Source organism: Streptosporangium sp. NBC_01810 (assembly GCF_035917355.1).
Lineage (GTDB): Bacteria > Actinomycetota > Actinomycetes > Streptosporangiales > Streptosporangiaceae > Streptosporangium.
Genome location: NZ_CP109070.1, coordinates 3706379 through 3729704, shown reverse-complemented (window position 1 = coordinate 3729704; position 23326 = coordinate 3706379). Strand labels below are relative to the sequence as shown.

The following is a 23326-nucleotide window of genomic DNA, read 5'->3' as shown; positions in this document are numbered from 1 at the left end:
CCGGACACGCGCCGGGTCAACTACAGAAGAACCCGGGCGGCACTCGTGAAAACACTAGGATCCGCGCGCTATGAGGCATGAGACCGGGTCGGCTCAGGTCGCCGCGGTGAACAGGGCCGGGGGCGTGGCAGGTGGGACGTCTGGCATGCTGAGGTACCGGAGGCGACTCCCGTTGTGTCACCGGGTTACGGTCACGCCCGCACCGTCTTTTTCGCGTCGCACAACCGGTGACCCGCACCGTCTTTTTCGCGCCGCACAACCGGTGACCCGCACCGTCTTTTTCGCGCCGCACAACTAGTGAAACGCGCAGCGTGTGCTCGGCATAGTTCGTGCTGGCCGTGAGGCCACGAGCCGGATGCGGCGATTCGAGCACCTGCCCTTGCCGGGCGGCGAATCGAGTCTCCGCATGTCGGCATTACGACGTGTATGGGGAGCGGTGCGTGAATCGATCCAAGTTCATGCCTGGCCATGACTCCGGCACGAGTGACGATCGCATCGCGATCGTCGGAGTGTCCTGCCGGTTGCCCTCCGCACCAGGTCCGGCGGAGTTCTGGCGGCTGTTGTGCGACGGCGTGAGCGCCGTGTCCACGGTGCCGCCCGACCGCTGGAGCGCGGATACGGAGTTCGGTTCCAGCGCGCACGGCGCGTTCCTGGACGGGATCGACCGGTTCGACGCCGGGTTCTTCGCGATCTCACCCCGTGAGGCCCGCACGATGGATCCCCAGCAGCGGCTGATGCTGGAGCTCGGCTGGGAGGCTCTGGAGAACGCGCGTATCGCGCCCACTCCCCTCCGCGGCACCGACGTCGGCGTGTTCATCGGTGCGATGGCCGACGATTACGCGTTGCTGAGCCGCCAGAGCGGCGCTGCGGGAATCGGCCATCACTCGCTCACCGGCGTCAACCGCAGCATCCTCGCCAACCGGGTGTCGCACTTCCTCGCCCTGACCGGCCCGAGCATGGCCGTGGACACGGGCCAGTCGTCATCGCTGGTGGCGGTGCACCTCGCCTGCGAGAGCATCCGCAGCGGCGAGTCCAGCATGGCCCTCGCGGGTGGGGTCCAGCTCAACCTCGCCGCGGAGAGTGCCCTGGCGGCCGCGGAGCTCGGCGCGCTCTCCCCGGACGGCAGGTGCTTCACCTTCGACGCGCGGGCGAACGGTTACGTCCGCGGCGAGGGCGGCGCCATCGTCCTCCTCAAGCCGCTGTCGCGTGCCCTCGCGGACGGCGACCACGTGTACTGCGTCATCGCGGGCAGCGCGGTCAACAACGACGGTTCCGGCGAGACGCTCACCACCCCGAGCTCCCGAGCGCAGGAGCGGGTACTGCGGTCGGCGTATCGGCGCGCCGGCGTGGACCCGGCGAGCGTCGGCTACGTCGAGCTGCACGGTACCGGCACCAGAGTGGGCGATCCCATCGAGGCCGGCGCGCTCGGCGCGGTGCACGGCACGGGCCGCTCGAACGCGCCGCTGTGGGTGGGATCGGCCAAGACCAACGTCGGCCATCTGGAGGGCGCCGCCGGCATCGTCGGGCTGCTCAAGACCGTGCTGGCCATCGAGCACCGGCTGCTGCCGCCGAGCCTGAACTTCGAGCGGCCGAACCCCGCGATCCGCTTCGACGAGTGGAACCTGCGGGTGGTGGAGTCTCCGATGTCGTGGCCGGTGAGCCACGGTGACGGGCGGATCGTCGCGGGCGTCTCGTCGTTCGGCATCGGCGGCACCAACTGCCATGTCGTGCTGACCTCCGCCCCGGAGCGCACCTCCCCGGCGCCGGTGACCGGGCCTGCCCTGCCGGTCGCCGTACCCGAGGAGCTTGGGGAGCGCCCCGGGGCAGGGCCGGAGACATCGTCACCGGTGTCCTGGCCGCTGTCCGGCCACACCGAGAGCGCGTTGCGGGCACAGGCGGCCCGGCTTGCCCGCCACGTCAGGGAACGGGAGGACCTCTCGACCGGCGACGTGGCCTTCTCTCTGGCGACGACGCGGGCCGGCCTGCGCCATCGAGCGGTCGTCATCGGGGACGGACGCGAACAATTGCTCCACGGGCTGGACGCGCTGTCGGAAGGGCGCTTCGCGTCAGGGCTGGTGCGCGGCAGGATCGACGTCGATCCCAGTTCCGGCGGCGTGCTCTCCGACCGGGTGGAGCTCCTCGATCAGATGCGGCTGGTCTTCGGGCTCGGTCAGCACACCGCGCCGCTGGCCCGCGTATGGCAACGCCCCGGCCAGCAGGTCTTCGTCTTTCCCGGCCAGGGATCGCAGTGGGCCGGGATGGGGGTGGAGCTGCTCGACTCGTCGCCGGTGTTCGCCGCCGCCATGGCGGAATGCGAGGCGGTGCTGGCGCCGTTCGTCGACTGGTCGCTGACGAGCGTCGTGCGGGGGGAACCCGGTAGCCCGCCCAGGGAACGCGCCGACGTGATCCAGCCGGTGCTGTGGGCGATCATGGTCTCCCTGGCGGCGCTGTGGCGGTCGTACGGCGTGGAACCGGCCGCGGTGGTGGGCCACTCGCAGGGGGAGGTCGCCGCCGCGTGTGTCGCGGGCGCGCTGTCGCTGGAGGACGGCGCCTGGCTGGTGACCGCCAGATCGAAGCTGATCACCGAGGTCCTCTCCGGCAGAAGCGGCATGGTCTCGGTGGGACTCCCTCTGGAGGCCGTGGAGGACCGGCTGGCACGCTGGGCGGGCCGCCTGTCCGTCGGCGCCGTGAACAGCCCGTCCTCCACGGTGGTGTCCGGGGACAACGAGGCGCTGGCCGAGATGATGGCCGAGTGGGCGGACACGGTGCAGATGGGCCGGGTCAACATCGACTACGCCTCGCACTCCTCCGTCGTCGAGCGGATCGAGGAGCGCCTGGCACCGCTGCTGGCGTCGATCCGGCCGCGCAGTTCGGAGATCCCCTTCTACTCGACGGTGACCGGCGCCCCGCTGGACACGGCGGAGCTTGACGGTGACTACTGGTATCGCAACCTGCGCCGGCCGGTCGACTTCCAGGGCGCGGTCGGGCGGTTGCTGGCCGACGGGTTCGGTGCTTTCATCGAGGTGAGCCCGAACCCGGTACTGGTCGGCAGTATCCAGGAGAGCGCGCGGATCGCCGGCCGCCCGGCGGTGGCCGTCTGCACCCTCCAGAGGCACAACGCCGGGATCTCCCGCTTGATGACCTCGATCGCCGAGCTCTACACGAGCGGGGTGGAGGTCGGCTGGGAACGGTTCCTCCCCGCCGCGTCCCGAGTCGAGTTGCCGACGTACGCGTTCCAGCGTGTCCGCCACTGGCTGGAGGGGGCCGGCCCGGAACGAGAGCGGGAGGAAGCGGGACCGCGGGCGCGGGCAGGATCGGCATCGGCGGCCGATGGGAGACCGGACGGGCCGGACGGGCCGGACGCCGTCCAGCGGCTCGGCTCCGGCAGCCCGCTGGACCTGGTCCGCGACGCGTGCGCGGCGGTCCTCGGGACGTACGATCCTGATGGGATCGATCTCGGCCTGCCCTTCAAAGAGCTCGGCTTCGACTCCGCGATGCTCGTCGAGCTCACCACCCGGCTTGATTCGGCCGACGGGCCGGCGCTGACCGCCACCGCCCTCTTCGATCACCCCACACCGGCGAGACTCGCCGCCTTCCTGGGGTCCACAGCCGCCACCGGTTCCGGATCCCAGCCGCTGGAACCGGTGGCCTCTCCTCCGGTGGCCTCTTCCCCGATGGCCGACGAGCCCATCGCAATCATTGGGATGGCCTGCCGCTACCCAGGCGGGATCGACTCCCCGGAAAGCCTGTGGCGGCTGGTCGACGCCGGTGTGGACGCCGTGTCGGCGCTGCCCGCCGACCGCGGATGGCGGATGGGGGCCCTCGCCGCGGACCATCCCGGAGGCTTCCTCCACGACGCGGGAGACTTCGACGCCGCGTTCTTCGGGATCTCGCCGCGTGAGGCGCTGGCGATGGAGCCGCAGCAGCGGCTGGCGCTGGAAGTGGCCTGGGAGGCGGTGGAGCGGGCCGGAATCCCGCCGTCGTCGCTGGACGGCACCCGGACCGGCGTGTATCTCGGTGCGATGGCGCAGGACTACGGCGCCCGGATGCACGAGGCGTCCGGTGACGCCGAGGGCTACACGTTGACGGGCACCTCGCCGAGTGTTCTGTCCGGCCGGGTGGCGTACACCCTGGGGCTGGAAGGTCCCGCGATCACGGTGGACACCGCGTGCTCGTCGTCGCTGGTCGGCCTGCACCTGGCCGCGCAGGGGCTGCGGTCGGGGGAGTGCTCGCTGGCGCTGGCGGGCGGGGTCACCGTCATGTCGACGCCGGGCATCTTCCTGGAGTTCGCCAAGCAGGGCGGCCTCTCTCCGGACGGGCGGTGCAAGGCGTTCGCCGACGCCGCCGACGGCACGGGATGGGCCGAGGGCGTCGGCGTGCTGGTGCTGGAACGCCTGTCGGACGCCCGCCGCAACGGCCACCGGGTGCTCGCCGTGCTCCGTGGATCGGCCGTCAACTCCGACGGCGCCTCCAACGGCCTGACCGCTCCCAGCGGCGTCTCCCAGCAGCGGGTGATCCGGCAGGCCCTTGCCGGCGCCGGGCTCTCCCCCTCGGACGTGGACGTGGTGGAGGCGCACGGCACGGGCACCAAGCTGGGCGACCCGATCGAGATCCAGGCCCTGCTGGCGACGTACGGCCAGGACCGGGACCGGCCGCTGCTGCTCGGGTCGATCAAGTCGAACATCGGTCACACCCAGGCGGCCGCAGGGGTCGCGGGCGTGATCAAGATGGTGATGGCCATGCGGCAGGGGATCGTGCCGCGGACGTTGCACGTCAACGCCCCCACATCGCACGTGGACTGGTCGGCCGGCGCGGTCGGGCTGGTGACCGAGCGTGCCGAGTGGCCGGAGGCCGGACGGCCCCGCCGGGCCGGTGTGTCGTCGTTCGGGATCAGCGGTACCAACGCGCACGTGATCGTCGAGCAGGTGCCGGACCCCGTGTCCGGGCCGGGGCGGCCGTCCGATCCTGCCGCTCCGGCTGCTTCGGAGCTTTCCACTTTGGAGGCTCCGGCTGCTTCGGAGCTTCCCGTTTCGGAGCTTTCCGTTTCGGAGGCTTCGGCCGAGTCCTCCGAGTCCTCCGAGCTTGGTACGACATCGGGTAGGGCGCCTGTCGTGGTGCCTTGGGTGGTCTCGGGTAAGAGCGAGGCCGCGCTCGGTGCTCAGATCGATCGGCTGATGTCTTTTGTGGCCGAGAGTGGGGCGGATCCGGCCGATGTCGGCTACTCGCTGGTGAGGGCACGTTCGGAGTTCGCTCACCGGGCGGTGCTGCTGGCCGATGGTGAGGGTGTGGCCGAGGTGGCACGCGGTGTCGCCGGTGTGCCCGGCGGGCTGGCGGTGCTGTTCGCGGGACAGGGCGCGCAGCGGCTCGGGATGGGCCGCGAGCTGGCCGCCCGGTTCCAGGTCTTCGCCCGCGCGTTGGAGGAGGTGTTCGCGCGGCTGGCCGGTGAGCTGGAGCGCTCGCCGCGTGAGGTGGTGTTCGGTGCGGATCCCGGGCTGCTGGATCGTACCGAGTTCGCCCAGCCGGCGCTTTTCGCGATCGAGGTGGCGCTCTTTCGCCTGGTCGAGTCGTGGGGTGTGGTGCCGGACCTGCTGGTGGGGCACTCGATCGGTGAGATCGCCGCCGCCCATGTGGCCGGTGTGCTGTCGCTGGATGATGCCTGCGCGCTGGTCGCGGCCCGGGGCCGGTTGATGCAGCGCCTGCCCGAGGGCGGGGCGATGGTGTCGGTCCAGGCCGGTGAGGCGGAGGTGGAGCCGCTGCTGGAGGACGGGGTCGTCATCGCCGCGGTGAACGGCCCGTCGTCGGTGGTGATCGCCGGCGCCGAGGACGCCGTCCTGCGAATTGCCGCGTGTTTCGGCAAGGCCACCCGCCTGCGGGTGAGCCACGCGTTCCACTCGCCGTTGATGGAGCCGATGCTGGCGGAGTTCCGGGAGATCGTCGAGGGGCTGACCTTTCACGAGCCGAGGACGCCGATCGTCTCCACCGTGACCGGCCAGCCGGTCGACGCCGCCTACCTGTGCTCGGCGCAGTACTGGGTGGACCATGTCGTGCGGCCGGTGCGTTTCGCCGACGCGATCCGTGCCGCCGGGGCGGCGGGGGCCAAGGTGTTCTTGGAGCTTGGTCCGGATGGCGGGTTGTCGGCGCTGGTTCACCAGAACCTCTCCTCGCCGGCCGGTCGGACCCCGGCCGAGACGTCGGGGCCGGTGGGGCTGGTGGGGCCGGTTGCCTTGCCCGTCTTGCGTAAGGATCGCGGCGAGGCGGCCGCGGCGCTGGCGGCGGCCGCCCGGTTGTATGTGCACGGGGTGGCGGTGCGCTGGCCGGAGTTGTTCTCCGCTAGGGCGGCTCGCCGGGTGGATCTGCCGACGTATGCCTTCCAGCGGGAGCGGTACTGGAGCGAGCCCTCGGCGGCCGGGGGCGATGTCACCTTGGCCGGGCTGGATCGGCCGCGGCACCCGCTGCTGGGTGCGGCGGTGGAGCTGCCCGATACCGGTGGGTTCCTGTTCACCGCTGTGGTCTCGACGGCGGCGCATCCGTGGCTGGGTGATCATGTGGTGGCCGGGCGGGTGTTGTTGCCCGGTACGGCCTTCGTCGAGTTGGCCGTGCGGGCGGGTGCCGAGGTCGGTTGCGGTCTGGTGGAGGAGCTCACGCTCACCGCGCCGCTCGTGCTGCCCGAGCGGGGTGAGGCGCGGCTGCAGGTGGCGCTCGGCGCCGCCGACACCGACGGCGGCCGGACGATCGGTGTGTATTCCCGGCCGGTGGACGAGCCGGAGGCGCCGTGGGTTCGGCACGCCACCGGTGTGCTGACCCCAGGCGTGCCGAGCGTTCCCGATCCCGGCCTGGGCGAGTGGCCCCGCGCGGACGCCGTCGCGGTGGACCTCGACGACTTCTACGAGCGGCGGGCGCGGGTGGGCTTCTCCTACGGCCCCGCCTTCCAGGGGGTGCGCGCCGTCTGGCGTACCGACCGGGAGGTGTTCGCCGAGGTCACCCTGCCCGAAGACCTGGCGGCTGACGCGGGTGCGTACGGGCTGCACCCGGCCCTGCTCGACGCCGCGCTGCAGGTGGCCTCTTTGGCCGGGCTTGAGGAGGCGGGCGGTGGGCTGCTGCCGTTCGCCTGGAGCGGGGTGTCCCTGCACGCCTCCGGCGCCTCGACGCTTCGGGTGCGGGTGAGTGAGGCCGGTAGGGATGCGATCACGCTGGTCGTGGCCGATACCGAGGGTGGTGTGGTCGCCTGGGTGCGTTCCTTGGCGATGCGGCCCAATGATCTGCGGTCTGCGGCGCGCACCGGTGGGCCGCTGTTGCGATTGGACTGGCCGCTCGCGCTGGAATCGGGGAGTGGGGAGCGTCCGGTCAGGCGCTGGTCGGTGCTGGGCTCTGATGAGTGGGGTCTGGTCGATGCTTTGCGTGCGGCCGGGCAGGTGGCGGACCTCGTGCGCGAGCCGGACCCGGCCGCGGACGTGACACTGATCGGAGTCCCGGTCCCGGTCTCGGCCGTGGATGTGACGCTGGTGCCGGTCTCGGTGCCGGCCGGGGGCGATGTTCCGGACGCTGTGCGGTCGGTGACCTCGGCGGTCCTGACCCGGCTGCGGGAAGGCGGAAGCGACGAGCACACCGACGCTCCGGTGATCTTCGTGACCCGTGGGGCGGTGGCCGTCGATGCCGGGAGCGCGCCCGACCCCGTCGCGGCGGCGGTCTGGGGCCTGGTGCGCTCGGCGCAGGTGGAGAGCCCGGGGCGGTTCGTCCTGCTTGACCTTGATCTTGATGTCGATCGGGTGAGCGGTGAGACGCTGGCCTGGGCGTTCGAGTCCGCGGAGCCGCAGATCGCGGTACGCGATGGCCTGCTCCGGGTGCCGCGACTCGTCACAGTCGAGGACGATGACGACGCTGCCTCGTCGGCGCCGAACATCTTCCGGGGGGCTGGTGGCGCGGTGCCTGTGTGGGGTGCCGATGGCACGGTGCTGGTCACCGGCGGTCTGAGCGGGCTGGGCGCGCTCGTGGCCCGCCACCTGGTGAGCGAGCACGGCGTGCGTCACCTGATGCTGGTCGGCCGTCGCGGCCCGCAGGCCGAGGGCGCCGCGGAACTGGCCTCGGAGCTGACCGCCCAGGGCGCCGAGGTCACGGCCGTCGCCTGTGATGTGTCCGATCGCGACGCGCTGGCCGAACTGATCGCCGCGATCCCACCGCAGCATCCGCTCACCGGGGTGGTGCACGCCGCCGGCGTGCTCGACGACGGGCCGATCGGCGCGCTGACGCCCGGGCGGATCGACGCCGTGCTGCGGCCGAAGGCGGACGGCGCCTGGCACCTGCACGAACTCACTCGCGACCTCGGCCTGACCGCGTTCGTGGTGTTCTCCTCGGTGTTCGCGACGCTCGGCAACGGCGGCCAGGCGAACTACAGCGCGGCCAACGCCTTCCTCGACGCCCTGGTAGGCCGGCGCGTCGCTGAGGGGCTGGCGGGTTTGTCGATCGGGTGGGGGCCCTGGCAGCAGGACACCGGCATGACCGCCGCCCTGACCGAGACCGACATGCGGCGCATGGCCCGGTCCGGGCTGCGCCCCATCTCCGCCGAGCAGGGACTCACCTGGTTCGACGCCGCGATGACGGGCGCTGAGCCGGTGGTGGTGGCCGCCCGGCTGGACCGGGCCGCGCTGCGGGCACAAAGCCGTATCCCGGCGCTTTTGCGTGCTTTGGTGCCCGCCCCCCTGCGGCAGGCGGCCATCACCTCCTCCGGCTCTGAGGCACTCAGCGCCCTGTCGGGGCAGGCGCTGGGCGAGGCCGTGTCCACGCTGGTGCTCGGGCAGGTGGCCGCCGTGCTGGGGCATGCCTCGGCGAACGCGATCTCGCCGGAGCTGACCTTCCAGGACCTCGGTCTTGACTCCCTGACCTCGGTGGAACTGCGTAACCGGCTGATCGAGGCGACCGGGCTGCGGCTGCCGGCCACGCTGGTGTTCGATCAGCCCACCCCGGCGGCGGTGACCGGCTTCATCCAAGGGCGACTCGACGGCGACGGCGCCGACGCGGCCTCCGCGCCGCCCCTGCCGGTCGCGGCTCCGCTCAGCGGGGACCCGATCGTCATCGTTGGCATGGCCTGCCGGTATCCGGGCGGCGTCACCTCTCCGCAGCAGTTGTGGGAGCTGGTCAGCCAGGGCAGGGACGCCATCTCGGGCTTCCCGGCCGACCGGGGCTGGGAGCTTCCGGACGCGTCCTTCGCCCGTGCGGGCGGATTCCTGTATGACGCGGCCGAGTTCGACCCGGGGTTCTTCGGGATCTCACCACGTGAGGCGCTGGCGACCGACGCCCAGCAGCGTCTGCTGCTGCAGACCTCCTGGGAGGCCGTCGAGCGGGCGGGTATCGACCCGCTCACCCTCAAGGGCAGCCCGACCGGTGTCTTCGCCGGGATGATGTATCACGACTACCCCTCAGCGGGGAACGGCGCGCCGGAGGAGTTGCGCGGGATCGTGGTCAACGGGACCACCGGCAGCGTGACCTCCGGCCGGGTGTCCTACACCCTGGGGTTGGAGGGTCCGGCGGTGACGGTGGACACGGCGTGTTCGTCGTCGCTGGTGGCGTTGCACCTGGCGGCGCAGGCGCTGCGCTCGGGCGAATGCTCGCTGGCGCTGGCCGGTGGGGTGACCGTGATGTCCACCCCGAACACCTTCATCGACTTCTTCCGCCAGGGCGGTCTGAGCTCTGACGGCCGCTGCCGGTCGTTCTCCGAGTCGGCCGACGGGGTCGGCTGGTCGGAGGGCGTCGGGGTGCTGGTGCTGGAGCGGTTGTCGGACGCCCGCCGCAACGGTCATCAGGTGCTGGCGGTGGTGCGCGGGTCGGCGGTCAACCAGGACGGGGCGTCGAATGGGTTGACGGCGCCGAACGGTCCGTCGCAGCAGCGGGTGATCCGGCAGGCGCTGGCCGGGGCGGGGCTGTCTTTCGCGGATGTCGACGTGGTGGAGGGTCACGGTACCGGTACGACGCTGGGTGACCCGATCGAGGCTCAGGCGTTGCTGGCGACGTACGGGCAGGACAGGTCGGCCGACCGGCCGCTGCTGCTGGGTTCGGTGAAGTCGAACATCGGTCACACCCAGGCGGCGGCGGGTGTGGCGGGGATCATCAAGATGGTCATGGCGATGCGTGAGGGTGTGGTGCCGCGCACGTTGCATGTGGATGCGCCGTCGTCGCATGTGGACTGGAGCGAGGGCGCGGTCGAGCTGGTGACTCAGGCGCGGTCGTGGCCGGAGGCCGGGCGTCCGCGTCGGGCGGCGGTGTCGTCGTTCGGGATCAGTGGCACCAACGCGCACGTGATCATTGAGCAGCCTCCGGTGCCGGTGGACGCGGTGGAGGCCGGAGGCGGCGAGGCTGACGGCGGCTCTGATGGCGGAGCGGTTTCGTGGGTGGTGTCGGCGCGCAGTGAGGTGGCGTTGCGGGCGCAGGCGGCCCGGTTGTTGTCGCATGTGGAGAGCTTCCCCGGTCTGGGGTTGGCCGAGGTGGGGGTGTCGCTGGCGACGGCTCGATCGGCGTTTGAGTATCGGGCGGCGGTGGTGGGTGCTGAGCGGGCGGAGTTGGTGCGGGGTCTGGCCGCGGTGGCCGAGGGTGCGCCGGCCGCGGGGGTGGTGACCGGTTCGGCGCGGGGCGCGGCCAAGCCGGCGGTGCTGTTCACCGGTCAGGGCAGTCAGCGGGTGGGGATGGGCCGGGAGTTGTATGAGCGGTTCCCGGTGTTCGCGGCGGCGTTGGATGCGGTGATCGCGGAGTTGGATCCGCTGCTGGAGCGGTTGGAGCGGGAGCCGGCCGGGCAGCCGGATGGTGGGTCGGTCGAGTGGGTGGGGTGTTCGGTGCGGGAGGTGCTGTTCGCCGAGCCGGGTTCGGTCGAGGCGGGGTTGCTGGATCGGACGGGGTGGGCGCAGCCGGCGTTGTTCGCGGTGGAGACGGCGTTGTTCCGGTTGGTGGAGTCCTGGGGGGTGCGGCCGGGTGTGCTGGCGGGCCATTCGATCGGGGAGATCACCGCGGCGCATGTGGCGGGGGTGTTGTCCCTGTCGGATGCGTGTGTGCTGGTGGCGGGCCGGGCGCGGTTGATGCAGGCGCTCCCCGCCGGTGGGGCGATGGTCGCGGTGCGGGCCTCTGAGGAGGAGGTCGCCGCCCTGCTGGCGGGGCGGGAGAAGGAGGTGTCGGTCGCGGCGGTGAACGGTCCGGCCTCGGTGGTGATCGCCGGGGTGGAGGAGGCGGTGCTGGCCATCGCCGCCGAGTTGGAGTCTCGGGGGGTCAGGACGAAGCGGTTGCGGGTGTCGCATGCGTTCCATTCGCCGTTGATGGATCCGATGCTGGAGGACTTCCGGGCGGTGGCGGGCGCGCTGACCTACAGCCCGCCACAGATTCCTCTCGTGTCGACGGTGACCGGGCAGGCGGCCACCGCCGAGCAGCTGTGCTCACCGGATTACTGGGTGGATCAGGTGCGTGGCGCGGTGCGGTTCTCCGACGGTGTCCGGACGTTGCACGCTCAGGGGGTGCGGGCCTATCTGGAGCTGGGGCCGGACGGTGTGCTGACCGCGATGGCCCAAGACACCCTCGCCGCGGAAGCCGAAGCCGGTTCTGATCCGGTTGCGGTGTTGGTGCCGGCACTGCGCGGGGGCCAGGACGAGCAGACGACGATCATGATGGCGTTGGCCGGGTTGCACGTGCGCGGGGTTCCCCTTGATTGGCGTGCGGTGTTGCCGGGTGGGCGGCGGGTGGAGCTGCCCACCTATGCCTTCCAGAAGGAGCGGTTCTGGCCGACCGGCCGGCGGGGCGGGGACGCGCGAGGTCTGGGGCTTGAGACGGTGCTGCACCCGCTGCTGGGGGCGGTGGTGGTGTCGCCGGAGTCGGACGGGGTGGTCTTGACCGGGCGGTTGTCGGCGTCGACCCATCCGTGGATCTGCGACCACGAGGTTCTGGGCCGGGTACTGCTGCCCGGGACCGGATTCGTGGAGCTGGTGGTCCGCGCGGGTGACGAGGTCGGCTGCGCGGTGCTGGAGGAGCTGGCGTTGCAGGCGCCGCTGATACTGCCCGAGACCGGCGGGGTGCGGGTCCAGGTGGTCGTCGACGGCCCCGGTGAGGCCGGCCGGCGCGCGGTGCGGGTGTATTCCCGAGCCGATGAGCACGAGGGCGGTGAGTGGACGCTGCACGCCCAGGGAGTGCTCGCGGAGCGGGCGGCCGAGCCGGGATTCGATCTGGTGCGGTGGCCGCCGGCGGGGGCGGCCGAGGTGGAGGTGGCGGGGGCCTACGAGCGGCTGGCCGAGGTCGGCTATGGCTACGGGCCGGCGTTTCAGGCGTTGCGCGCGGCGTGGCGGCGGGGGGAGGAGTTGTTCGCCGAGGTCGTGCTGGATGAGCGGGCGGCTGCGGAGGCGGGGCGGTTCGGGGTGCATCCGGCGCTTTTGGACGCGGCGATGCACGTGTCGCTGATCGATCCCTCGGGTGTGGCGAGCGGCGGGCGGGCGGTGTTGCCGTTCGTGTGGCGGCAGGTGGTGCTGCACGCCTCGGGCGCCTCGACGCTGCGGGTGCGGGTGCGGCATTCGGGTGAGCACACGCTGAGCTTGGACGTGGCCGATGAGAACGGCCGGCCGGTGCTGTCGGCGGGGGCGATGGTGGGGCGCCCGGTGTCGGCGCGGCAGCTGGGCGCGGCGGGAGGGGAGCAGTCCCTGTTCCAGGTGGCGTGGAACCCGATCGAGACGCCCGCCACCGTCGGTGCGGCGCCGGTGACCGAATGGCCCGCGGTCGCGGATGACCGCTCTCCCGATGCGGCTGTCGATGCCGCCGAGCCGGTCGTGGTGGTGGACTGCGCGGCGCGGCCGGCCGGTGAGACGCCGGAGGTGGTGCGTTCGGTGGTCGGCGGCGTGCTTGAGGTACTGCAGGCGTGGCTGGAGCGGGAGAGCCCGGGGTCGGCGCCTTTGGTGGTGGTGACCCGGGGTGCGGTGTCGGTGGGTGAGGGCGCGGACGTGGATGTGGCGGTCGCGCCGGTGTGGGGGTTGGTGCGGGCGGCGCAGGCCGAGCACCCGGGGCGGTTCGTGCTGCTGGATCTGGACGAGGGCCAGGAGCGGGACGCGGCGGTGCGGGCGGCGGTGGCCTGCGGGGAGCCGGAGCTGGCGGTGCGCTCGGGGGCGTTCCTGGTGCCTCGGCTGGTCAGGATGGCGCAGTCTGAGCGGGCCGTTCTGGGCTCGGCCGAGCGGCCCGGCGGCTCCGTCGCCGTGATCGCCGACGGCTCGGATTCGGGCTTGGATTCGGGCTCGGATCTGGGCTCTGCCGAGCGGCCCGGCGGCTCTGTCGGGTTGGCGGCGGGGACGGTGCTGGTGACGGGTGGTACGGGCGGGTTGGGGGCGTTGCTGGCGCGTCGTCTGGTGAGCGATCACGGTGTGCGTTCCCTGCTGCTGGTGAGCCGGCGCGGGCTGTCGGCGCAGGGTGCCGAGACGCTGGTGGCGGAGCTGACCGGGCTGGGGGCGAAGGTCGGGGTGATGTCGTGCGATGTGGGGGATCGAGACGCGCTGGCACGGGTCGTGGGGTCGGTTCCGGATTCGGCCCCGCTGGTGGGTGTGGTGCATGCGGCGGGCGCGGCGGACAACGGTGTGGTGGAGGCGTTGTCGCCAAGCCGGTTGGATGCGGTGCTGCGACCGAAGGCGGACGCGGCCTGGCATCTGCATGAGCTGACCCGGGATCTGCCGCTGGCGATGTTCGTGCTGGTGTCCTCGGCCGGTGGGCTGGTCCTGGCGGCGGGGCAGGGCAATTACGCGGCGGCCAACGTGTTCCTGGACGGGTTGGCGGCCTATCGGCGGTCGCGAGGGCTGGTGGCGACGTCGCTGGCGTACGGGCTGTGGGATGCGGCCACCGGGATGAGCGCCGAGCTGTCCGACGCCGACCGCGACCGGCTGGCCCGGATCGGGTTGCCGGCCCTGTCTGCCGCCGAGGGGCTGCGGCTGTTCGACGTGAGTGTGCGGACGGATGCGGCGATGACGGTGCCGCTGCGGGTGGAGGTGGAGGTGTTGCGGGGCCGCGGCGGTGAGGTGCCGGCGTTGCTGCGGGGGCTGGTACCGGCGGCGAGGCGGATGGTTCGTGCGGTCGCCGGCGTTGGCGAAGAGGGCGGGCTGCGGCGGCGCCTGGCCGGCCTGGACGTGGGCGAGCGCGGGCGGGTGCTGGAAGAGCTGGTACGGCGGCAGGTGGCGGTGGTGCTGGGCCACGCGTCGGGGGATGCGGTGGAGCCCGACCGGGCCTTCAGCAAGATGGGCCTGGATTCGCTGGCCGCGGTGGAGTTGCGCAACCAGCTGGCCACGGCGACGGGGTTGTCGTTGCCCGCGACGCTGGTCTTCGACTACCCGACCTCGCACAGCGTGGCCGAATTCCTATACGGGGAGCTGTTCGGCTCGGTGGACTCCGAGCAGGTCGCGGATCTGCCGGTGGTGCGTTCGGTGGCCGACGATCCGATCGTGATCGTGGGGATGGCGTGTCGTTATCCGGGCGGGGTTTCCTCTCCGGAGGATCTGTGGCGCCTGGTGATCGAGGAGAGCGACGCGATCACTGGTTTCCCGACCAATCGCGGTTGGGATCTGGAGGGTATCTATGATCCGGATCCTGGTCGGGTGGGGACGTCGTATACGCGTCATGGCGGGTTCCTGCACGATGCCGATGAGTTCGATCCGGGGTTCTTTGGGATCTCGCCGCGTGAGGCTCTGGCGGTTGATCCGCAGCAGCGGCTGCTGCTGGAGGTGTCGTGGGAGGCGGTGGAGCGGGCCGGGATCGAGCCGGGGACGTTGCGGGGTAGTCGGACCGGGGTGTTCACCGGTCTGATGTACAACGATTACGGTCTGGCGCTGGGTAATGCGGCCGGCCGGGTACACCAGGCCGTTGTCGGTGAGGTGGTCGAAGGGCTCGGCCAGCGCGATGCCGTCGAGGGCTACGAAGGTACCGGAACCGCGCCGAGTGTGGCCTCGGGCCGGGTGTCGTACACGCTGGGGCTGGAGGGTCCGGCGGTGACGGTGGACACGGCGTGTTCGTCGTCGCTGGTGGCGGTGCATCTGGCGGCGCAGGCGCTGCGGGCGGGGGATTGTTCGCTGGCGTTGGCGGGTGGGGCGACCGTGATGTCCACTCCGAACACCTTCATCGGGTTCGCCCGGCAGCGTGGTCTGTCGGTGGATGGCCGGTGCCGGTCGTTCTCCGAGTCGGCCGACGGGGTCGGCTGGGCCGAGGGTGTCGGGGTGCTGGTGCTGGAGCGGTTGTCGGACGCGCGGCGCAACGGTCATCAGGTGCTGGCGGTGGTGCGCGGGTCGGCGGTGAACCAGGACGGGGCGTCGAACGGGTTGACGGCGCCGAACGGTCCGTCGCAGCAGCGGGTGATCCGCCAGGCGCTGGCCGGTGCCGGGCTGTCGGCGTCGGATGTCGATGTGGTCGAGGCGCACGGCACCGGAACGCGGTTGGGTGATCCCATCGAGGCGCGGGCTCTGATGTCCACCTACGGACAGGGCCGCGATGCCGCACAGCCGTTGCTGCTCGGCTCGATCAAGTCGAACATCGGTCACACCCAGACGGCCGCCGGTGTGGCGGGGATCATCAAGATGGTCATGGCGATGCGTGAGGGCGTGGTGCCGCGCACATTGCATGTGGATGCGCCGTCGTCGCATGTGGACTGGAGCGAGGGCGCGGTCGAGCTGGTGACCGAAGCGCGGTCGTGGCCTCGGGTGGAGCGGTCGCGTCGGGCGGCGGTGTCGTCGTTCGGGATCAGTGGCACCAACGCGCACGTGATCATTGAGCAGCCTCCGGTGCCGGTGGACGCGGTGGAGGCCGGAGGCGGCGAGGCTGACGGCGGCTCTGATGGCGGAGCGGTTTCGTGGGTGGTGTCGGCGCGCAGTGAGGTGGCGTTGCGGGCGCAGGCGGCCCGGTTGTTGTCGCATGTGGAGAGCTTCCCCGGTCTGGGGTTGGCCGAGGTGGGGGTGTCGCTGGCGACGGCTCGATCGGCGTTTGAGTATCGGGCGGCGGTGGTGGGTGCTGAGCGGGCGGAGTTGGTGCGGGGTCTGGCCGCGGTGGCCGAGGGTGCGCCGGCCGCGGGGGTGGTGACCGGTTCGGCGCGGGGCGCGGCCAAGCCGGCGGTGCTGTTCACCGGTCAGGGCAGTCAGCGGGTGGGGATGGGCCGGGAGTTGTATGAGCGGTTCCCGGTGTTCGCGGCGGCGTTGGATGCGGTGATCGCGGAGTTGGATCCGCTGCTGGAGCGGTTGGAGCGGGAGCCGGCCGGGCAGCCGGACGGTGGGTCGGTCGAGTGGGTGGGGTGTTCGGTGCGGGAGGTGCTGTTCGCCGAGCCGGGTTCGGTCGAGGCGGGGTTGCTGGATCGGACGGGGTGGGCGCAGCCGGCGTTGTTCGCGGTGGAGACGGCGCTGTTCCGGTTGGTGGAGTCCTGGGGGATGCGGCCGGGTGTGCTGGCGGGCCATTCGATCGGGGAGATCACCGCGGCGCATGTGGCGGGGGTGTTGTCCCTGTCGGATGCGTGTGTGCTGGTGGCGGGCCGGGCGCGGTTGATGCAGGCGCTCCCCGCCGGTGGGGCGATGGTCGCGGTGCGGGCCTCTGAGGAGGAGGTCGCCGCCCTGCTGGCGGGGCGTGAGAAGGAGGTGTCGGTCGCGGCGGTGAACGGTCCGGCCTCGGTGGTGATCGCCGGGGTGGAGGAGGCGGTGCTGGCCATCGCCGCCGAGTTGGAGTCTCGGGGGGTCAGGACGAAGCGGTTGCGGGTGTCGCATGCGTTCCATTCGCCGTTGATGGATCCGATGCTGGAGGACTTCCGGGCGGTGGCGGGCGCGCTGACCTACAGCCCGCCACAGATTCCTCTCGTGTCCACGGTGACCGGGCAGGCGGCCACCGCCGAGCAGCTGTGCTCACCGGATTACTGGGTGGATCAGGTGCGTGGCGCGGTGCGGTTCTCCGACGGTGTCCGGACGTTGCACGCTCAGGGGGTGCGGGCGTATCTGGAGCTGGGGCCGGACGGTGTGCTGACCGCGATGGCCGATGACACCCTCACCGCGCTCGCCGACGCGAACGCGGACATGGATGGGGCAATGCGTGTGGCTGCGCCTGCGGGTTCGGCGCGCGATGACGAGGCGGGGGCGGCGGCGGATCCGGACGTGCTGCTGGTGCCGGCCCTGCGCAGGGGCCAGGACGAGCAGGCGACGATCATGGCGGCCCTGGCTGCCCTGCACGTGCGCGGGGTGCCGGTGAGCTGGCCGGCGGTGCTTCCCGGTGCTCCCCAGGTGGAGTTGCCGACGTACGCCTTCCAGCGCGAGCGGTTCTGGCCTGATGGCGCCGGCTCACAGGTGGGAGATGTGACGGCGGCGGGGCTCGCGGCTACAAGTCATCCGCTGCTGGGAGCCGCTGTGGGAGTGGCCGGTTCGGATGGGATGTTGCTGACCGGTCGTATCTCGCTGGGGTCGCATCCGTGGCTGGCCGATCACATGGTGGACGGGATGGTGGTGTTCCCCGGCACCGGGTTCCTGGAGCTGGCGGTGCGGGCGGGTGATGAGGTCGGCTGTGATCTGGTCGAGGAGCTGACCTTGACCGCGCCGCTGGTGCTCGGCGAGCGGGATGCGGTGGCGGTACAGGTGTGGGTGAGGGCACCGGATGGGTCGGGTCGGCGCGAGGTGAGCATTCACGCCCGGCCGGCGGAGGCCGGGGATGAGGAGCCCTGGGTACGGCACGCGATCGGCGTGCTGGTGGCCGGCGGCCAGGCCGGGGAACGGTTCGATACGGCGGTGTGGCCGCCGCGGGGTGCGTCGGTGATCGAGCTGGATGGGTTGTATGAGCGGCTGGCCGAGGGTGGGCTGGGTTACGGGCCGGTGTTTCAGGGGTTGCGGGGCGCTTGGCGGGGTGCGGACGGTGTGGTGTTCGCCGAGGTCGGCCTGTCTGAGCAGGTTGCCGATGCGGGGTCGTTCGGGTTGCATCCGGCGTTGCTGGATTCGGCGTTGCACGCGGTGGCCTTTGCCGGGCTGGAGGGTTCCGAGGGTGTGCGGTTGCCGTTCTCGTGGGGTGGGGTGTGTCTGCACGCGGGTGGTGCGTCGGTGTTGCGGGTGCGGTTGGTCTGGACGGGTGACGATGCGCTGTCGCTGAGTGCGGTGGACGCGGCTGGGGAGCCGGTGTTGTCGGCGCGTTCGCTGGTGTTGCGGCCGATCGTGGTCGATCAGCCGGCCGCCGGTGGCGCTTCGCTTGGGGACTCGCTGTTCCAGTTGGCCTGGACGGTGTTGCCCGAAGTGTCGGAGGTGGCCGGTGTCGAGCTTGATGTGGTTGAGCTGAGTCTGGACCTGGAATCGGGTTCGGAGGCGGGGCCGGCGGTGCTGGAGGTGGTGCCGGAGGTGGTGACCGTCGTGGTCGGGTCGGCCGGGGACGGGTCCGGGGACGGGGACGTGGTGGGGTCGGTGCATGCCTTGACCGCCCGGGTGCTGGGGTGGATGCAGGGGTGGCTGGCCGATGAGCGGTGTGCTGATTCGCGGCTGGTGATGGTGACGCGGGGCGCGGTCGTGGCAGGTGCGGGGGAGGCGGTCACCGATCTGGGCGCGGCGGCGGTGTGGGGGTTGGTGCGGTCGGCGCAGTCGGAGAATCCTGGCCGGTTCGTGCTGGTGGATGTGGAGGAGGGGGTGTCTCTGTCGGCGCTGCCCGGGGTGTTGTCGGGGGTGCTGGTCTCGGGTGAGCCGCAGGTGGCGGTGCGCGGGGGTGAGGTGCGGGTGCCGCGCTTGGCGCGGGTGACGCCTGGCTCCGGCTCCGGCTCCGGCTCTGGTTCCGGTGATGGCCTTGGCGTTGGGTGTGGTGTTGACCTCGCGGTTGGCTCTGGCTCTGGTCTGGGTGAGGATCGCGTCTGGGATCCGGAGGGGACGGTGTTGATCACTGGTGGGACCGGTGGTCTGGGCGGGTTGTTCGCGCGGCATGTGGTGGCCGGGCGTGGGGTGCGGCGTCTGCTGCTGACCAGCCGCCGGGGCCTGGACGCTCCGGGCGCGCTGGAGTTGCGGGCGGAGCTGATCGCGCATGGGGTCGAGGTGGAGATCGCGGCGTGTGATGTGGCCGATCGGGATCAGGTGGCGGCGCTGCTGGCGCGGGTCCCGGCCGATCATCCGTTGACGGCGGTGATTCATACCGCGGGTGTGCTGGACGACGGGACGATTCCGTCGTTGTCGGCGGAGCGGCTGGATGTGGTGTTGCGGCCGAAGGTGGATGCGGTCTGGTATCTGCATGAGTTGACCCGGGGTCTGGATCTGGCGGCGTTCGTGGTGTTCTCGTCGGTGGCGGGGACGTTCGGTGGGGCGGGTCAGGGTAACTACGCGGCGGCGAACGCGTTCTTGGACGCGTTGGCGCAGGTGCGGCGGTCGCAGGGGCTGGCCGCGCTGTCGCTGGCGTGGGGGCCGTGGGCGCAGGACGCCGGGATGACCGGTGGGCTGGATGAGGTCGATCTGCGGCGGATGACGCGGGCGGGGATGTCGCCGTTGTCGGTGGAGCAGGGGCTGGCGTCGTTCGACGCGGCGGGTGCGGTGGATCGTGCGGTGCTGGTGGTGGCGCGGTTCGAGGTGGCGGCGGTGCGGGCACAGGGTGAGGTGCCGCATCTGCTGCGCGGGCTGGTGCGGGGGGTGCGCCGGTCGGCGGTGTCGGGGTCGGCGTCGGGTGATGGGGCGTTGGTGCGGCGGTTGGCCGGGCTGGGTGAGGCTGATCGGGTGCGGTCGGTGGTGGAGTTGGTGCGGGCGCAGGTGGCGGTGGTGCTGGGGCACGCTTCACCGGAGTCGGTGGAGGTGCGGCGGGAGTTTCGTGAGCTGGGCTTCGATTCGCTGACCGCGGTGGAGTTGCGTAATCGGTTGAATGCGGCGACGGGGTTGCGGTTGCCGGCGACGTTGGTGTTCGACTATCCGACTCCGGTTGGTCTGGCGGATTTCCTGCTGGGTGAGTTGCTGGGTGAGCGGGCCGATGCGGGTGTGCTCTCGCCGGTGGTGCGTTCGGTGGCCGACGATCCGATCGTGATCGTGGGGATGGCGTGTCGTTATCCGGGCGGGGTTTCCTCTCCGGAGGATCTGTGGCGCCTGGTGATCGAGGAGAGCGACGCGATCACCGGTTTCCCGACGTCGCGCGGCTGGGATCTCGGGGCGTTGTACAACCCGGATCGGGAGAGCCGGGGGACCAGTTACGTGCGTGAGGGCGGCTTCCTGCATGACGCGGGGGAGTTCGACCCCGGTTTCTTCGGGATCTCGCCGCGTGAGGCGCTGGCGATGGACCCGCAGCAGCGGCTCCTTCTTGAGGCGTCCTGGGAGGCGGTCGAGCGGGCCGGGATCGATCCGCTCTCGCTGCGCGGCAGCCGTACCGGCGTGTTCGCCGGGGTCATGTACCACGATTACGCGACCGGTGTGGAGTTTCCACCGGAGGTGATGAGCTTCTCCGGTACCGGTAGCGCCGGTAGTGTCGCGACCGGACGGCTCTCCTACACCCTCGGCCTGGAGGGGCCGGCGGTGACGGTGGACACCGCGTGCTCCTCCTCGCTGGTGGCACTGCACTTGGCCGCACAGGCCCTACGCGGTGACGAGTGCTCGCTGGCGCTGGCCGGTGGCGTGACGGTGATGGCCACGCCGAACTCGTTCATCGACTTCAGCGCCCAGGGAGGGCTGGCCGCCGATGGGCGATGCAAGGCGTTCGCCGACAGCGCCGACGGTGCGGGTTGGGCCGAGGGCGTGGGCATGCTGGTGCTGGAGCGGTTGTCGGACGCGCGGCGCAACGGCCACCAGGTGCTGGCCGTGGTGCGCGGGTCGGCGATCAACCAGGACGGGGCGTCGAACGGGTTGACCGCGCCGAATGGTCCGTCGCAGCAGCGGGTGATCCGGCAGGCGCTGGCGAGCGCCGGGTTGTCGCCGGTCGAGGTGGACGTGGTGGAGGGTCACGGGACCGGGACGACGCTGGGTGACCCGATCGAGGCGCAGGCGCTGCTGGCGACCTATGGGCAGGACCGGTCGGACGATCGGCCGCTGCTGCTGGGGTCGATCAAGTCGAACATCGGTCACACCCAGGCGGCCGCCGGTGTGGCAGGTGTGATCAAGATGGTGCTGGCGATGCGGCACGGGGTGCTGCCCAAGACGCTGCATGTGGACGCACCCTCGTCACATGTGGACTGGGCCTCGGGCGCGGTGGAGTTGCTGACCGAGCCGACGGAGTGGCCGGAGACCGACCGTCCGCGCCGGGCGGGTGTGTCGTCGTTCGGGATCAGCGGCACCAACGCGCATGTGATCGTCGAGCAGGGGCCGGAGCTTCCGGAGACTGAGGCCAGGGGTCGCGCAGAGGGTCATGTGCCGGGTGCCGAGATGGTGCCGGTAACGGATGTCGCCGTGGGGCCGCCGGTGGTTCCGGTGGTGGTGTCGGGTCGTACGGCGGAGGCGTTGCGGGCGCAGGCCGGGCGGCTGGCGTCGTACGTGGGCACCGATCCGGGTCTGGTGTTGAGCGATGCGGCGTTCTCACTGGTGGCGACGCGGTCGGCGTTCGAGCATCGGGCGGTGGTGCTGGCCACCGATCGTGATGGGGTGCTGGCCGGTTTGGGGGCGCTGGCCGAGGACCGTGCGGGTGCGGGTGTGGTGCGCGGGGTGGCCGGGGCGGAGCCGCGGCTGGCGGTGCTGTTCACCGGTCAGGGCAGTCAGCGGGCGGGGATGGGCCGGGAGTTGTATGAGCGGTTCCCGGTGTTCGCGGCGGCGTTGGATGCGGTGATCGCGGAGTTGGATCCGCTGCTGGAGCGGTTGGAGCGGGAGCCGGCCGGGCAGCCGGACGGTGGGTCGGTCGAGTGGGTGGGGTGTTCGGTGCGGGAGGTGCTGTTCGCCGAGCCGGGGTCGGTCGAGGCGGGGTTGCTGGATCGGACGGGGTGGGCGCAGCCGGCGTTGTTCGCGGTGGAGACGGCGCTGTTCCGGTTGGTGGAGTCCTGGGGGGTGCGGCCGGGTGTGCTGGCGGGGCATTCGATCGGGGAGATCACGGCGGCGCATGTGGCGGGGGTGTTGTCCCTGTCGGATGCGTGTGTGCTGGTGGCGGGTCGGGCGCGGTTGATGCAGGCGCTCCCCGCCGGTGGGGCGATGGTCGCGGTGCGGGCCTCTGAGGAGGAGGTCGCCGCCCTGCTGGCGGGGCGTGAGAAGGAGGTGTCGGTCGCGGCGGTGAACGGTCCGGCCTCGGTGGTGATCGCCGGGGTGGAGGAGGCGGTGCTGGCCATCGCCGCCGAGTTGGAGTCTCGGGGGGTCAGGACGAAGCGGTTGCGGGTGTCGCATGCGTTCCATTCGCCGTTGATGGATCCGATGCTGGAGGACTTCCGGGCGGTGGCGGGCGCGCTGACCTACAGCCCGCCACAGATTCCTCTCGTGTCGACGGTGACCGGGCAGGCGGCCACCGCCGAGCAGCTGTGCTCACCGGATTACTGGGTGGATCAGGTGCGTGGCGCGGTGCGGTTCTCCGACGGTGTCCGGACGTTGCACGCTCAGGGGGTGCGGGCGTATCTGGAGCTGGGGCCGGACGGTGTGCTGACCGCGATGGCCGATGACACCCTCACCGTACTCGCCGACGCGGAGGAGGCTGCCCGTTCGCGGGTGGCCGCCGAGGAGTCGGATATTCATCGCGTCATCATGGGCGGGTATGCGGACTCGGACCCGGTGCTGGTGTCGGCGCTGCGCAGGGGCCAGGACGAGCAGGCGACGATCATGACGGCGCTGGCCGCCCTGCACGTGCGTGGGGTGCCGGTGAGCTGGCCGACGGTGCTTCCCGGTGCCCGCCGGGTGGAGTTGCCGACGTACGCCTTCCAGCGTCAGTGGTTCTGGCCGAGTGGCAGACGGGCCGGAGATGCCGAAGGTCTCGGACAGGTCGTGGCGGGGCATCCGCTGCTGGGTGCTGCCGTGGGGCTGGCCGATACCGATGAGGCGCTGCTGACCGGTCGTATCTCGCTGGGGTCGCATCCGTGGCTGGCCGATCACATGGTGGACGGGATGGTGGTGTTCCCCGGCACCGGGTTCCTGGAGCTGGCGGTGCGGGCGGGTGATGAGGTCGGCTGTGATCTGGTCGAGGAGCTGACCTTGACCGCGCCGCTGGTGCTGGGTGCGGACGACGCGGTCGCGGTGCAGGTGCGGGTGGGACCTGTGGACGGGGTGGGCCGGCGTGAGGTGAGCGTCCACGCCCGGCCGGCCGGGGCCGGTGATCACGGTGCCTGGGTACGGCATGCCGGTGGTCTGCTGGCCAGTGGCGGGAACAGTGGTGAGGTCGCGGGGTACTTCGATACGGCGGTGTGGCCGCCGCGGGGTGCGTCGGTGATCGAGCTGGATGGGTTGTATGAGCGGCTGGCCGAGGGTGGGCTGGGTTA

At 71.6% G+C, this 23326-nt stretch carries 1 protein-coding gene (only partly in view); it reads left to right on the top strand.

From position 1 onward, the window contains the following. The first annotated feature begins 458 nt into the window (after positions 1 to 458). Positions 459 to 23326 carry the 5' portion of an SDR family NAD(P)-dependent oxidoreductase gene (locus OIE13_RS16585; RefSeq protein ID WP_442816068.1) on the top strand. 13189 nt of this gene lie beyond the right edge of the window, so 22868 of the gene's 36057 nt are visible here — the first part of the coding sequence; its start codon is at positions 459 to 461; its stop codon lies beyond the right edge, outside the window.